The following is a 15,380-nucleotide window of genomic DNA, read 5'->3' on the forward strand; positions in this document are numbered from 1 at the left end:
ATCTTATAATAATGGACAATAAAAAATAGGTACCAACATCCTTCATTAAAAAATGGCCTCTTGGATGTGATAACTATTATTTTTGTAAAACCCGGCGATTTTACACTGTTTTGACTGTCTTTATTCTAGCAACTATTATTCAAAATAGCTAGGACAAACAACTAAATAATAGTCAAAGTAGCTGACTAATCCATTTGATAAAAAGTCGATAGAGGCTTATCTTATGTTATAATTGTAAAGGATACTTAATGGACAGCGACTAGAAAGAAGGGTTTAACAGTGGCAACAACATTGCGATTAGCACCACTATTTACTAATCATATGGTTATGCAACAAGATCAGACAACACGTTTTTTTGGTTATGCAGAACCCAATCAAGAAGTAACTGTAACGATTTCAATGGGCGGTAGCGAAGATACAATTGAAACAGGAATTGCTGATGATACAGGATACTTTTTAATTGAAAGTATCTCATTTTTAGCACCTACAATTGTGACCGTTCTAGTTAAATCAGGAACAGATAAAATAATTTTACGCGACGTACAATTTGGAGATGTATTCTTGATTGCTGGACAATCAAATGCTAACTTCAAAATGGCTAAAGATGATGAATTTGATCATAATAAAACAATGCCAATGATGAATTTACGTTTTATCAATATACCTGAAAAGCAATCAACAGAAGAAAATCCATGGCAAATTGTTGATGAAGAAAATATTGGTAACGTTACAGCATTAGGCTATTATATGGCTAAGAAGGTTCGTCAATATGATGAATACACACCAATTGGCCTTGTATTATGTGCTAAAAATGGGACTTCAGCTGCAAGTTGGGTATCAGAAAGTACACTAATAAATAACGAGACTTTAAAAGCAGCTTATGTTGATACTAAAATTCCAAGTTTAGAAGAATCCGATAATTTATACGATACGATGTTATCACAAGTGGGTCCTTACCGATTTAAATTGTTAACTTGGTATCAAGGTGAACGAGATGCAGGAATAGATACAAAACATTATGGGTTACTTTTGAAAAAATTAATCCGTGAATGGCGCAAAACGCTTAAACAAAATAAATTACCAACTTATATTATTCAGTTACCACAATATAATCATAAGATAGCTAATTCATGGGCTGAAATTCGCGATGCACAACAAAAGTTTGCAGCAACAGAAAATCGGGTTTACTTAGTTACAGCTATGGATGAAGATTCAGCTAACGAGATTCATCCAAGTAGTAAAAGACAATTAGGTTATCGTGTAATCGAATTATATTCTAATTTTGGTAAATTCGATGAAATGCAAACAAGTCCACAATTATCTGAAATTTCAGCTGATGTAAAACAAATGCGTCTTAACTTTTCAAATTGTGAACAACTTGAAACAACAAATGATATTGATTTAAAATGGATCATGCCAGGGGATGTTTTAAAACCTGCAGTGATTGATTTAGGTACAAATGATATCAAGATTCGATTAGAAGAAGAATCAATTGGCTTACAGTATGCATATGCAAATGTAACTTCTGCCGGCTTATGGAACGAAAACCATATTCCAGTTAGTCCTTTTAAAATCTACTTTGATTAATCTTAATAAGTTCTAAATAAAGCAGCCTTACAATTTAAAATTGCAAGGCTGCTTTATTTTAGTTAGTCAATCAAAAAGGCAACTGACTGATATGGAGCTAACGTCATAGCTGTTTCTAATTTGATATCGGTTGGATAATTATTGATGACAGTTGATATTTCCCCGGTAAATGCAGGTAAAGTAATCGTTGTCGTTGTACCATAGAAATTATTTAAAACAATTAAACGTTGATTTTTTAGTATTCTTTGGTAAGCAAAAACTTGAGTATCGTCCATTAAAAGAGGTTGATAATCACCAACAGAGACAATTGGCAGAGTCTTACGTAATTTAATTAGTTGTTGATAGTAATTAAATATTTCGCCGCGTACTAATTCATTTTGAACGTTGACGATAGACTGATTCATTGGCATCAACCATGGTTTTTCAGCTGAGAACCCTGCATACTCAGAGTTATTCCATTGCATGGGAGTACGACTATTATCACGAGATTTTGCTTGAATAATGTCTAAGGCTTCAGTTTCACTGAGTCCTTTCGCTAATAATGTTGGGTAAATGTTTTTGGTTTCAATATCATTATAATCAGATAAATGCTGATATTGAGGATCGCTCATCCCAATTTCTTCTCCCATATAAATAAAAGGCGTTCCACGTAATAAATGAATAGTTGTCGCTAGCATTTCGGCAGATTTTTCACGAAAATGGACGGGATCACCAAAACGATTAATAGCACGAGGCTGATCATGATTATTCCAAAATAAAGCGTTCCAACCATGACCAGCTGTCATACCTAATTGCCAATCATTTAGAATGTTTTTTAAACTCATAAAGTCAAAAGGCATCGTCGTCCATTTATTTCCATGGGTATAGTCAACTTTTAAATGGTGGAAGGTAAAGACCATTGATAACTCGTTGTTTTTGCCTAACGTGTATTCAATACAATTATCGATTGAAGTAGAAGACATTTCACCAACGGTCACAGCATCAGGGTCTTGACCAAAACTAGATTCGTTAAGTTCTTGTAGATATTGATGAACTATTTTTTTATCTGTATACATAAGTCTACTATCAGTACCATAAGGTGCATCAAGTAAATTGACATCTTTACCGATGACATTGATAACGTCGAATCGGAAACCTTTAACACCTTTGTTGCGCCAAAAATTAACAATCTTGGCCATTTCTTTTCGAACTGCTGGATTATGCCAATCTAAGTCTGCTTGAGTTGGGTCGTAGAGATGAAGGTAGTACTTACCCGTATTTCCGAAAGCTTCCCATGCAGGACCACCAAATTTAGAATCCCAATTAGTTGGAAGCGAGCTATCTGGTTTTGCTCCACGAATATAATAGTAAGCCATATATTTTGGATCACCTTTTAGCGCTTTTTGGAACCATTCATGTTCAGTTGATGTATGGTTAAAAACCATATCCATCATGACATCGATGCCTACAGATTTTAGCTTGGTAACAAGTTCATCAAAATCAGCCATAGTACCAAACTTAGGATCAATATGATAATAATCTGAGATATCATAGCCATTATCATTTTGTGGTGATATGAAAAAAGGATTAAACCAAATCATATCAATATTGAGTTGTTTTAAATAAGGTATTTTAGCGATAATCCCTTGTAAATCGCCCAGGCCATCATTGTTACTATCATAAAATGATTTTGGGTAAATTTGATAAATAATTTTATCTTCAAATGTCATCGTTATTCTCCTATTAGTTATATTTTCTTCGTCCGTCGTGCAAAATCAACAAAACTAAAACGATCTGAGCGGTGAATAGCTTCGGTAATCTGAAATAAACGACTATCTTGTAAATAGGTTTCACTTCTTATGACAACAACAGATTCTGTTTTTGGAATGTTTAATAATTTTTGGATAGTTGTATCTGCTGGTTCAACTGTAATTTTTTTAATAGCATAACTGATTTCTAAGCCTAATTTATTTTCAAAATAATCATAAAGCGAATTTTGGGCAACTGCTAAAGGTATCTCAGGTACGATATCTGAAAGTATGTAGTCACGATCAATAACACTGGGTTCATTTTTAACAAGTCGTAGACGTTCAATAAATGTCGCTTTATCGCCAACAACAGACTTAGGTGCAAAACTCTCTATAGGAATAGTTGTGACAAGTAACTGTCTAACTTGTGTTTCCGAATTCATTTGAAGAGACTTATTCAGTTCCTCATATGAAGTAATACCTGAGACGGGAAAAGCGAATCGTTGAATATCTAAAACAAGCGATCCTTTGCCTCGAATTTTTTGAATATAGCCATTGGTTAGTAAATTTTGGAGAGCCTTTCGAATTGTTTCGCGAGAAGTACCGTATAAATGGCTCAATTGAATTTCACTAGGTAGGAATGTTCCTGATGCGTAAATATTATGTGTGATTTTAGTGACAAGATCTTGATAAATACCTAAATGTTTATTTTGGTTCGTCATAATAGTCACCTCCAATGATAAGGTTATTTTAACATAAACATTCTAGTCTATACAAGTATATATAAATGTTAATTTAAAAGAAAAGAAAGCGTTGACATCCTGTATAGACAGGTTTATTATAAGGATAACTTGAAAACGCTTAATCGCTGTAAGCGAATCTAGTTAAATAAATTAAAAAAAATGGGGGAGAGAACAATGTCGATTTTTAAAAGAAAACAAAAGGTAAATGATGATAAGTTTTACGCACCAGCAACTGGGGAGTTAATTGATTTAGAAAATGTGAGCGATTCTGTTTTTGCTCAAAAATTAATGGGTGATGGCTTCGGATTTAAACCAACCGCAGGGGAAATTTATAGTCCAGTATCTGGAACTATAACATTGGTTGCATCAACAAAACATGCTATCGGATTCACGATGGATAATGGACTTGAAATTTTATTACACATGGGTGTTGATACGGTTGATTTAAAAGGTGCACCATTTGATATTAATATTAAAAAAGGTGCTCGTGTTCATGGTGGTGAATTACTTGGGACTATGGATTTAACACAAGTTTCTGAAGCACAATTAGACAATGTTTTAATGGTAGTAATTACAAATACACAAGATAAATTAGACAAATTAACATTATCGGAACCACAACCTTTTGAAGGTGGCACGGAAGTGGGATCTGGTACTGCAAAAGGGGAGGAATAGTTATGGCAAAAGATTACACACAATTAGCTACAGACATTATCAAACAAGTCGGTGGTAAAGAGAATATTAAGAGTTTAATCCATTGTATTACGCGGTTACGATTTTACTTAGTTGATGAAAGTAAAGCAGACGATGAAGTGATTAAAAATTTAACAGGTGTAATTGATGTTCGTCATGCTGTTGGACAATATCAAGTTGTTATTGGACCAGCTGTTACTGATGTCTATGATGCAGTTATTGCACAATTAGGAACATCATACGCAGGTGGCGAGGTCGATGCTGCCGATGATGCACCAGCTGAGGAAAAACCAACAACATTCCGTGGAAAATTGAATGCTGGATTTAATACTTTGATTGGTGTTATCACAGGTTCTATGATGCCAGTAATTGGATTATTGGCTGCTAGTGGTATTTTAAAAGGATTACTTCAAATGGCTGTCGATTTTCGTTGGACAGAAGCCACATCACAGACTTACATTTTCTTATCAGCCATGGGAGATTCAGCATTCTATTTCTTACCTATTATTGTTGGATTCACAGCTGCACAGAAGTTAAAATCTGATCCAATTATTATGGCTATTGTTGGTGGTGTCTTGGTATATCCTTCACTTTTTGGTATTGCAACAGGAACAAAAGTGTTTGGACAACTTTTGGGGATGTCATTAAATACTAACTTATTTGGGATTCCAATTCATATGGTTAACTATACTTACAGTATTTTCCCAATTATTGCTGGAGCATGGTTAGCACATTATGTTGAAAAAGGACTCAAAAAAGTTATTCCACAAGTTTTACGAATGATTTTTGTACCATTGTTAGAAGTTATGATCGTTTCGGCCGCTATTATCATTATTGTTGGACCTATTATTACGTTAATTAGTACAGGTATTTCTATTATTTTAAACACAATTTTAACAGCAAACTACCCAATTGCAGGTTTTGTTATTGGTGGATTATATCAATGTTTAGTTATCTTTGGTTTACATTGGGCAGTTGTTCCTTTAATCGCAAACGATATTGCTTCAAAAGGCTACAGCTACTTAAATGCAATTGTTTCAATTACAATGGTAGCTCAAGGTGCTGCTGTAATGGCAGTTATGATTAAATCAAAAATGGCTAACATTAAAGAATTATCTGGTGGTGCAGTTATTGCAGCATTCAGTGGTATTACAGAACCAGCTATTTATGGGATTACCTTAAAATATGGGCGTGTCTTCTTAGCAGCTAATATTGGTGGTGCAGTTGGTGGATTAGTAGCCGGACTATTAAACGTTAATATGTACGGATTTACTGGTTCATTAATCGGATTCCCTTCATTCTTTACACCTTTAAAGTTTGGTGGAGGAATGAGTAACGAAATTAACTTTTGGATTGCATCAATTGTTACAATAATCGTAGCATTTGGTTGTACTTGGGTCTTTGGATTTAAAGATTCCGATGTACTTGCTGAAAAAGAAGTTAACCGTCGTAAAACAATTGGTAAAGATGCATAGAATTGTAAATTAACTAAAATGTTTATGTGATTATATAAAAATGTCAAAGGGATATTTATCTCTTTGACATTTTTTTTGTAACAGATAAATTATTTGACTATCTAAGTTTACAAGTGTAAACTAAAAATATAAATTAATGGAGGCGGTATAAATGGATCACAAAGATATGAAAGAAATGGATCACATGAATATGAATCATAAGGATATGAAAAATATGGACCACATGAGTATGGATCACATGGATATGGAAGGAATGGACCACGATCAAATGAACATGGGTGGGCACATGATGCATATGGGAAATCTAAAATTGAAATTCTGGATTTCTTTAGTTTTAGCAATTCCTATTGTTTTAATGACACCTATGATGGGGATTAACTTACCCTTACAGTTTACTTTCCCTGGATCTGATTGGGTTGTAGCACTTATTGGTACTGGATTATTTTTCTATGGCGGTAAAACATTTTTAGATAGTGCAAAGATGGAGCTTGCAGATAAAAAGCCAGCAATGATGACCTTAATCGCAATGGGTATTAGTGTGGCATACTTGTATAGCTTATATGCTGTTGTGATGAATAATCTTGTAGATCCAAGTCATCATGTTATGGATTTCTTCTGGGAGTTAGCAACGTTAATTGTCATTATGTTGTTAGGTCATTGGATTGAAATGAACGCTGTTATGTCAGCAGGAGATGCTGTTCAAAAATTAGCACAACTCTTACCTAAACAAGCACATATCGTTAGAGAAAATAAAAAAATTGAAGATGTTGATTTAACAAATGTTCATGTTGGAGATATTCTGTTAGTTAAAGGAAATGAAACGATTCCAGCTGATGGAACAATTATTTCTGGTAAAACAAGCGTCGATGAAGCTATGATAACTGGTGAATCGAAACAAGTTGAAAAAGTAGTAGATGATGAAGTCGTTGGTGGATCAGTTAATGGTAATGGAGAAATCCAAATGACTGTAACGGGAACTGGTGAAACAGGTTACTTAGCTCAAGTTGTTAAATTAGTCACAAAAGCGCAGTCAGAAAAATCAGATACGGAAACGTTAGCTGATAAAGTTGCGGGATATTTATTTTATGCTGCCATGACTGTTGGTATTTTAGCATTCATTGTATGGTTAATTACAGGGACATTTAGTCAGGCATTATCAATTCTTGTAACTGTTCTAGTGATTGCTTGTCCACATGCTTTAGGTTTAGCCATTCCATTAGTTGTTGCGAGAAGTACTTCTTTATCAGCTAAAAATGGCTTATTAATCAAAAATAGAAATGCGCTAGAAGTTGCACACACAATTGACACATTACTTGTTGATAAAACAGGAACTTTAACTGAAGGTCATTTCGTGGTAACCGGATATAAAACATTTACTGATCAGTTTTCTGAATCAGAAATTATCGGATTGATGGCGTCGTTAGAACGTGGATCGACACATCCTTTGGGTAAAGGAATCATTCAAAAAGCAGAAGATTTAAAAATTGAGATTCCAACTGCAAGTGAAACACAACAAATTAATGGTGTTGGATTAGAAGGACATATTAACGATGATGCATTCAAAATTGTTTCTGAAGCTTATGTTAATAAACAACAGTTATTAACGGATGAAATGGCTTCTGACAACGAAGGAGATTCAATTAGTTATTTAATTCAAAATGAAAAAGTGATTGGGTATGTTGCTCAAGGGGATCAAATTAAACCAGAATCATTTGGTTTAGTCGAAAAATTAGAAAAAATGAATATCAAAGTGATTATGTTAACTGGTGATAATCAACAAGCTGCTGATAAAGTTGGTGCAAAACTAGGTATTGTAGATGTTCGTGCTAACTTAATGCCTGAAGATAAGGCTAAAATTGTTAGTCAGTTAGAGGGCGAAGGACATAACGTTATCATGGTTGGTGACGGTATTAATGATGCGCCTAGTTTAGCAAGTGCAACAATAGGGATGGCAATTGGTTCAGGTACGGATGTTGCTGTCGACTCTGCAGACGTTATATTAGTTAAAAGTAATCCGATGGATATCATAAAATTTTTGAAATTAAGTCGAAACACAAGATTGAAAATGATTCAAAATCTTTGGTGGGGTGCAGGTTATAATATTATTGCATTACCATTGGCTGCCGGCGTTTTAGCACCAATTGGCTTTATTTTAAGTCCATTAGTGGGTGCAGTTGTGATGTCGTTAAGTACAATTGTTGTTGCAATTAATGCAATGATGTTACACGATTAAGAGATAAAAAAATACCACCGTTGATAGTAGTTATCAATGGTGGTATTTTTTAATTTAATCTTTAAAATTGTCGTTTTCAACATCTGATAAGAAGGTACTTAAATGATCAAAGTAAACAGGAGCGTTATCGATCATATGATGATGACCACCCTCAGGAGTTGTTTCAAGACGAGCATGTGGAATTGTTTCTGACATTCTTTTAGCTGTTGCTAAAGGCATTGTTTCATGTTCGCCAAATGTGATTAATGTTGGGACAGTAATATTTTTAATGCGGTCACGAGTAGACCAGTCTTTTAATTTACCAGTCACAACGAATTCATTGTTACCTTGGAAGTAATTATAAACGGGTTCAGCCATTGTGCTTACTAAATGAGAAATTTGGGCTGGCTTTTTACGATCAACATAGCCGTCATTTAAAATATCGACATAACCTTGGTAACGGTCATTATCAAGATCGTTATTTTTTTCACATTCTTGCATGTAGGCAAGCGCATCAGCATCCAATTCTTTAGCACGAATAGCATTAACGTTTGCTAAATATTCGTTAATATCATCAGTCATACTTGAGATAATAGCACCTTTTAAATGGTCACCATATTTTAAGGCGTATTCTTGAACAAGAGCACCACCCCATGATTGACCAATTAGGTAGAAGTTATCTAAACCTAATTTAATACGGACTTCTTCAACTTCATCAATGAAGTAATCAATATTAAGAAATTTATCAACATTTTCTTGTTTAGTAAAATCTGGTTGATCAGAATACCATGAACCGAGTTGGTCATACATTGAAACCTGAACGCCAAGAGGTGCTAATTTTTCAGCAAAATTTTCGTAATATTCATGTGTACCACCAGGCCCACCATGTAGACAAAGTAGTTGGATATCACCTTGTCCTTCAGTATGAGTCCAGAGATGATAACCATTATCTAACGTAATAATTTTCGTTCCGTATGCCATATTAATCCACCTAATTTCTTAAGAATAGATTAATCATAGCACTTTTATGATTATTTACCAGAATGAAAGTGAGGATGGTATTTTTTTAAGAGTGTTAGTTGCATATTTTAGTGAGTTAGCTTAAAGTTATGTTAACTAATAAAATTAAAAGGTTAACGGTGTAAAATGAAAACTAAAGACAGTATTCTAAAAATATTAGCTGGACAACAAGATACTATTATTTCGGGAGAACTATTGGCTGAAAAACTTGGCGTTTCGAGAACTGCTATTTGGATGGCTATTAAGAGTTTACAAGAGCAGGGTTTTGACATTAAGACGATTCCACAAAAAGGATATAGTCTAAATGATGGTAATCAGTTGAACGCACAACTAATTCAATCTTATTTAACAACTGACATGATGCAAATTGAATTATTTGATGAAGTGACATCTACCAATGTATTGGCGAAAGAGCGTTCAAGCCAGCCCGATATACAGGGTCCACTGTTAATAGTGGCCAATAGTCAAACAGCAGGATATGGTCGATTTGGTCGAACATTTGAATCACCAGAAGAGACTGGGATTTATATCAGTTATTTATTGAGAATTGATCAACCTATCAAAGATGTTGGTCAGCTAACGACAGCAACTGCCATGGCGGTTAGTTATGCTTTAGAAAATAAATTGAAAATTCAACCACAAATAAAGTGGGTGAATGATATTTATTATCAAAATAAAAAAGTCTGCGGGATTTTAACGGAGGCTGTCACAGATTTTGAAACGCAGCAAGTGACAAGCTTAGTTATAGGGATTGGGCTAGATTTTAAAACAGACCTTAAAAAATTATCTCCAGAGTTACAAGATAAAGTGGGTTCATTAATTGATGAATCGAATAATGTCACACGGAATGAGTTGATTGCTGAAATTACCAATCAATTTATCCAAATCTATCAGAATTACCAAAATGGTGACTTCATGAATGATTATCGTAAACGGTCACTAGTTATTGGACAGACAGTTACTTTAAAAAGTGGTCATCAAGAAATTATTGGTACAGTTGAAACAATTAAAGATGATGGACAGTTGGTATTGAGAGATAAAAATGGGCAAATAACGACTTATATGGCTGGTGAAATTACAAAGGTGAATGTGGAAGGCTTAACAAATGGGACAAAATAAACAGTTAAAACAATTAATTATAGCAGCAGAGTTAGCAGCCGTTTTGGGTGTTTTATCCCAGTTAACCATTCCATTGGGGCCAATCCCGTTAACGTTACAAACCATTTTTATCGGATTATTATCGAGTTTGAGACCGGTTCAAGAAGGATTAAAAGCGGTGGGCATTTATCTCCTATTAGGATTAATAGGAATCCCAGTTTTTGCTGGATTTCATTCGGGACTTTTTTCTTTAATTGGACCAACAGGTGGTTATTTATTTGGTTTTTTAGCCTATATTATCTTAACGGGGCTGTTTTTAAAATGGTATGGTAATGGTCGTTGGCAGTTGTACATGGGGAATTTATTAGGTGCTAGTGTGCAATTAGTTTTAGGAGCAATCTGGTTAATGGTTTACCAACAAACCTCGATGCAACAAGCATTTTTAATAGGTATTTTACCATTTTTGATTGTTGGATTTATTAAAGTTATTTTTGTGTGCGAATTGTCTCATTACTTAATACGTAGATATTGATAAATAAAAAAAGAAAATCATCAATAATTTTTTTGATGATTTTCTTTTTTATTTAGAATAATGATACTGTACTAACAGATTGATAAGGAATTTTAAGACGCGAATTAGCTAAGTTAATAGTATAACTATCTGAATCGTTATTTCGTAAAGTCATCCCAAAATCTGTTGCGTAAATGATTAATTCAATCTGATGACCTTCCTTAATGTGATAGGCAGTTGGTTGTAAATCAAAATCTACTGTGTTGAAAGTTCCTGGAAGGACAGAATCATTTTGATAACGATTTGTCCTATTTTGTAAATTGATATGACCTTTGGAAATCATTTTCCAAGGAGTTTTTGTGGGATTTTTAGTAAATTCAACCAAATCATCTTCACGCCAATGAAATCCCATATCTAAAGATTTTCGTTTGAGAATGGATGGCACGGGGGTGAGTCTATTTTCTTCACCATAATCGATAAGCATGCAACTAATGAGCCCTTTTGTTTGTAGTGCTGCAACAGACAATTTTATGTGAGCAGAACCGGAAATAAACAGCGGTTCTGTTAATGGTTCTGAGATTAATTGGATTCTATTTTTAGCCATTTCTGTTTCTTTAGTTGAAACTAAAGCTTGATTCCAAAGATGATTATCTCTGACGTAGTTGTTAAAAAGGTCAGTTGGTAAGTTATCTTTGAAAGTAGCAAATTGGTGAGCATCTGATGTGACTGATTGTGTTAATTTATTTTGTTGGAAATGATAGGATTGGGTAGGAGAATCCGGGTCTGCCCAATCATCATAAGTGTGCCACGTTTCAGCTTCTAGGTTATCTTGTATGGTGACATTGGGAATAAGTGTCTCAGCACCATTTTCGATATTATAAAGTTGATTTGATAACCATAAATTCATCATATCAGTGAAATCTAATGAGCGAAAGTTATTGATATAGATATGTTTACCTTGGTGTAAGAATAATTTTTTAACAATAGGTAAAGGACGTAATGCTTGCCAAAGTTGTTCAACTTGGCGAGGTTTGACGTTCCAATCATTTAAACCATGGACCATAACAATATTTGCTTTGATATTTTTAGTTTGGTTTAAATAATTACGTTCATCCCAAAATTTATTGTAATTACCAGATGCACGGTCTTGTCCTATAGATAATCGATTCATAACTTTGTCAAAGTAGTCTTGAATATTAGCGTAGTCGGCGGCATCTTTTTGGCGACTTAAACAAAGCGCAGCTAAAACATCTGCATCTTCACCTTGGCAAGCTTCAGGCGCGACGACTAGTCCATTTTCACGATAATAATCATACCAACTTGAAATAGCGGCTTCAGAAATGATTGTTTTTAAGCCGGATACACCAGTTGTTGCAGCTGCAGTAGCAAGCGTACCAAGGTAAGATTTACCAGTCATAGCAACGTTACCATTACTCCAAGTGGCTTTAATTGATCGATTATCGAGTTTATTTGTGAATGCTTGCCGATGTCCCGTTAGCCATTCAATAATGGCGACGGTTGATACCGTTTCTTCAACACTCCCACAAGTACGAATACCATCTGATTCTCGAGTACCAATACCAGCTGCATAGACGATTGCAAATCCTCTAGCTAGCATGTAATCGTTGAATGTATACGAAGATTCACGGCTAAAGGTTTGCTCAGTTTCTGTTGATTCTGAGAGGATTGATCGTGGTTCGGGTAAGTTGGATTTCTGATAGTTATAGGTGATATCAGATTCAGTTAATTCAGTAACTGGTTTTTCGGTAAGCGGGATATCAACGTTGCGCATTAATTCAGAATCATCATTTGTGCCTTGATTGTAAGGACTTGCTGTATAAAGAATAGGTACTTTTAGTCCGGATGTAACTAGTGGTCTTAAAATTTCTGTTTTTAATAAATCACGTTGACCATCTTGGTCAGTATCTAATGGGGCTTCAACGTAGACGACTTCACGAATCAGTTTAGTTGTATCAAAAACAGGTTGCGCTTTTCCATTGAAAAATAAAGGTTTCGCATCTTTATAAAATGAAACAAAGTACCCTTTATTTGCTAGTGTATCTGTGAAGACTTGGCCATTTTTGGTATGTGTTGTCAGTAAGAGATACCATGCGGACCAAAAATCATTAACGGATTCAATAATTTCAATAGAAGGTAACTGAATTTTAGCCATTGCCGTAAATGGGTCATCAATTTTGAAATCGACATCGACTTCAAATTCTAGTAACTGTAATGCAACATTATAAAAGATAACAGGTGTTAATTCCTTTTTTGTAGTAAAAAATTCATAAACAGAAATGGATTCTGTCGCTAATAAGGACATCATTTTTTGTTGTTTCGCACCGATTGTTTGATAGTCGATGAGAATTTTATTGAGTAATTGTTCAAATAAATGTGTAGGATTGGTTTCGGAGGCTATATACAAATTAATAGCTTTAAGTTCTTTTATTTGTGTCTCAAAAGTAGGTGTATAGTTAGCAAATTGATTATTTTTCATAAGTCAAAAACTTCCTTTCAGAATTGAGTAAGACACTGGGTTAAGTATAGCTTAAATGTAAAGTTGGTTGAAATGATACGTCTTTATTGACAAAAAATAAGTAACTAGGTAAAGTTAATCACATTAAGGTAACTAAAAAAGGAGAGTGTCTAAAGTGAGAAGGAAAATTGCGGTAGTTTTAAGTATCATGTTTATAGGGGTGCTAGCTGCTTGTTCAAAAACAGCGACGAAAGACGATAACATATTAAAAGTGGCTGTAACTGATCAATTAGGCACTTTAGATTCTACTAAATACAGTGATACATTTAGTGTTGAAGCAATACAAAACGTTTATGAAGGATTGTATACGTATAATCAAAAAAATAAACCAGTGTTAGCTGCAGCAAAAAGTGTGACGGTTAACAAAGCAAAAACAGTTTACACCTATAAATTAAGAGCTGAGAACTGGTCAAATGGGACTCCTGTTACAGCAAATGACTTTGTTTACGCTTGGCAAAAACTAGCAAATCCTAAAACAGCATCACCTAATTCACAACGAATTGATATTATTAAAAATGGGTTTGCTATCCGAAATGGCAAGATGGCCGTTGATAAGTTAGGTGTTAAAGCGCTGAATAAAACAACATTAGAAGTTACTCTGGCACAACCAATTAGCTATTTACCAGAAGTATTAACGGGTGCACCATTTGTACCTCAAAATGAAGCTTACGTTAAAAAACAAGGTAGTCAATATGCAACGGATTCACAACATATGATTGTGAATGGTCCTTATAAATTAACTGATTGGGAAGGAACTAATAACAAATGGTCATATGTTAAAAATACCAGTTATTGGAACGCTAAATCAGTTAAGTTAGCTAAAGTTGACGTTCAAGTTGTTAAAGATGGTGCAACTGCTGGCAAGTTATATCAAACAGGGAAGATTGATTTCTCAATGTTAGCAAATGATTATGTTAAACAATATAAGAATGAAAAAGGGTTCGCAACACGTAAAACACCAATGATTGGTTATTTAGGTTTTAATACTAAGCGTGAGGCAACTGGTAATAAACATATTCGTAAAGCAATTGCGCTAGGATTTAATAAAAAATTATTAGCTAGCAAAATTCTTAATGATGGTTCATCTGCATTAAATGGAATCGTCCCAGCTAAATTTGTGTCAAATCCGATTAATGGGGAAGATTACCGTAAAGAAGCAGGAGACTTGCTTGCTTTTAATAAAAAAGAAGCTAAAGCAGAATGGGAAAAAGGACTTAAAGAGATCGGTAAGAAGGACTTAACAATTGAAATATTGGGTTCTGATACGCCAGAAGCTAAACAAGTGATTGAATACTTGCAAGCGCAGTTAGAGAGTAACTTACCTGGATTAAAAATTAACGCACGTAATATTCCAATTAAATCGCGATTAGCAGCAACAACGGCTTACCAATTTGATATCGTTTATGGGACATGGACACCAGATTATGCTGATCCAATTAACTTTATTAATGATGGTGGCGCTTATCATTTAAATACCGATTACAAAAATGCACAATATTTAAAAGATATCGATCAGTCTAAAAATGAATTTGCAACAAATCCAACGAAACGTTGGAATAGCTTGATTGATGCTGAAAAGCAATTGGTCGAAGAAGATGCTTATACAGTACCTGTTTTCCAAGGTGCAATGGCCTACTTATTGAACCCAGATGCATCCGGATTACACATTAACCCATATGGAACGACATTATTTTATCGTGACATGTCTATTAAGTAGATAATAGTTAGCTGTTTCAAAGCTTTATAAAGTTAAAATAAGATAGATTAAAGTCTGGCCT

General features: G+C 34.3%; 9 protein-coding genes and 1 pseudogene. 6 read left to right on the plus strand and 4 right to left on the minus strand.

The window, feature by feature from the left end:
• Positions 1 to 279: 279 nt before the first annotated feature.
• Positions 280 to 1,587 (plus strand): sialate O-acetylesterase, encoded by a 1,308-nt coding sequence (locus AC1RP4_RS01200; RefSeq protein WP_481760947.1) that lies wholly within the window; start codon positions 280 to 282, stop codon positions 1,585 to 1,587.
• A 62-nt stretch (positions 1,588 to 1,649) separates the two neighbouring features.
• On the opposite strand, the gene treC is transcribed toward AC1RP4_RS01200, so the two are convergent.
• Together treC and treR are read right to left on the minus strand one after the other, a co-directional pair.
• On the minus strand, positions 1,650 to 3,296 hold the full coding sequence (treC, locus tag AC1RP4_RS01205) for an alpha,alpha-phosphotrehalase (protein ID WP_481760946.1): 1,647 nt from the start codon (positions 3,294 to 3,296) through the stop codon (positions 1,650 to 1,652).
• 17 nt (positions 3,297 to 3,313) lie between these two features.
• Complete coding sequence (gene treR / locus AC1RP4_RS01210) at positions 3,314 to 4,036, minus strand: trehalose operon repressor (RefSeq protein WP_481760945.1); 723 nt, start codon at positions 4,034 to 4,036, stop codon at positions 3,314 to 3,316.
• Positions 4,037 to 4,231: 195 nt separating this feature from the next.
• Here treR and AC1RP4_RS01215 point away from each other — a divergent pair.
• Together AC1RP4_RS01215 and AC1RP4_RS01220 are read left to right on the plus strand one after the other, a co-directional pair.
• Positions 4,232 to 6,225, plus strand: a pseudogene (locus AC1RP4_RS01215) (PTS sugar transporter subunit IIABC).
• A gap of 205 nt (positions 6,226 to 6,430) precedes the next feature.
• Entirely contained in the window at positions 6,431 to 8,458 is a 2,028-nt protein-coding gene (locus AC1RP4_RS01220) for a copper-translocating P-type ATPase (RefSeq protein WP_481761140.1), read from the plus strand.
• A gap of 54 nt (positions 8,459 to 8,512) precedes the next feature.
• On the opposite strand, the gene AC1RP4_RS01225 is transcribed toward AC1RP4_RS01220, so the two are convergent.
• Positions 8,513 to 9,418, minus strand: coding sequence for a proline-specific peptidase family protein (locus AC1RP4_RS01225; RefSeq protein ID WP_481760944.1), 906 nt, complete (start codon positions 9,416 to 9,418; stop codon positions 8,513 to 8,515).
• A gap of 165 nt (positions 9,419 to 9,583) precedes the next feature.
• On the opposite strand from AC1RP4_RS01225, the gene AC1RP4_RS01230 reads away from it, so the two are divergent.
• Positions 9,584 to 10,576, plus strand: coding sequence for a biotin--[acetyl-CoA-carboxylase] ligase (locus AC1RP4_RS01230; protein WP_481760943.1), 993 nt, complete (start codon positions 9,584 to 9,586; stop codon positions 10,574 to 10,576).
• A complete protein-coding gene (locus AC1RP4_RS01235; RefSeq protein ID WP_481760942.1) occupies positions 10,563 to 11,087 on the plus strand; it encodes a biotin transporter BioY in 525 nt (174 codons plus the stop codon). Before AC1RP4_RS01230 ends, AC1RP4_RS01235 begins: the two co-directional genes overlap by 14 nt.
• 52 nt (positions 11,088 to 11,139) lie before the next feature.
• Here AC1RP4_RS01235 and AC1RP4_RS01240 read toward each other — a convergent pair whose 3' ends face one another.
• Entirely contained in the window at positions 11,140 to 13,563 is a 2,424-nt protein-coding gene (locus AC1RP4_RS01240) for a Xaa-Pro dipeptidyl-peptidase (protein WP_481760941.1), read from the minus strand.
• Positions 13,564 to 13,717: 154 nt separating this feature from the next.
• On the opposite strand from AC1RP4_RS01240, the gene AC1RP4_RS01245 reads away from it, so the two are divergent.
• Positions 13,718 to 15,319 (plus strand): peptide ABC transporter substrate-binding protein, encoded by a 1,602-nt coding sequence (locus tag AC1RP4_RS01245; protein WP_481760940.1) that lies wholly within the window; start codon positions 13,718 to 13,720, stop codon positions 15,317 to 15,319.
• The last annotated feature ends 61 nt before the right edge of the window (positions 15,320 to 15,380 follow it).

It is taken from the genome of Dellaglioa sp. CoH-56-MRSF-10, from assembly GCF_056782175.1.

What these genes read in the sequence shown, in the direction of transcription:
- AC1RP4_RS01240 (WP_481760941.1), bottom strand. Translation starts at nt 13,563, where the DNA reads ATGAAAAATAATCAATTTGCTAACTATACACCTACTTTTGAGACACAA.
- treR (WP_481760945.1), bottom strand. Translation starts at nt 4,036, where the DNA reads ATGACGAACCAAAATAAACATTTAGGTATTTATCAAGATCTTGTCACT.
- AC1RP4_RS01225 (WP_481760944.1), bottom strand. Translation starts at nt 9,418, where the DNA reads ATGGCATACGGAACGAAAATTATTACGTTAGATAATGGTTATCATCTC.
- AC1RP4_RS01220 (WP_481761140.1), top strand. Translation starts at nt 6,431, where the DNA reads ATGAAAAATATGGACCACATGAGTATGGATCACATGGATATGGAAGGA.
- treC (WP_481760946.1), bottom strand. Translation starts at nt 3,296, where the DNA reads ATGACATTTGAAGATAAAATTATTTATCAAATTTACCCAAAATCATTT.
- AC1RP4_RS01235 (WP_481760942.1), top strand. Translation starts at nt 10,563, where the DNA reads ATGGGACAAAATAAACAGTTAAAACAATTAATTATAGCAGCAGAGTTA.
- AC1RP4_RS01230 (WP_481760943.1), top strand. Translation starts at nt 9,584, where the DNA reads ATGAAAACTAAAGACAGTATTCTAAAAATATTAGCTGGACAACAAGAT.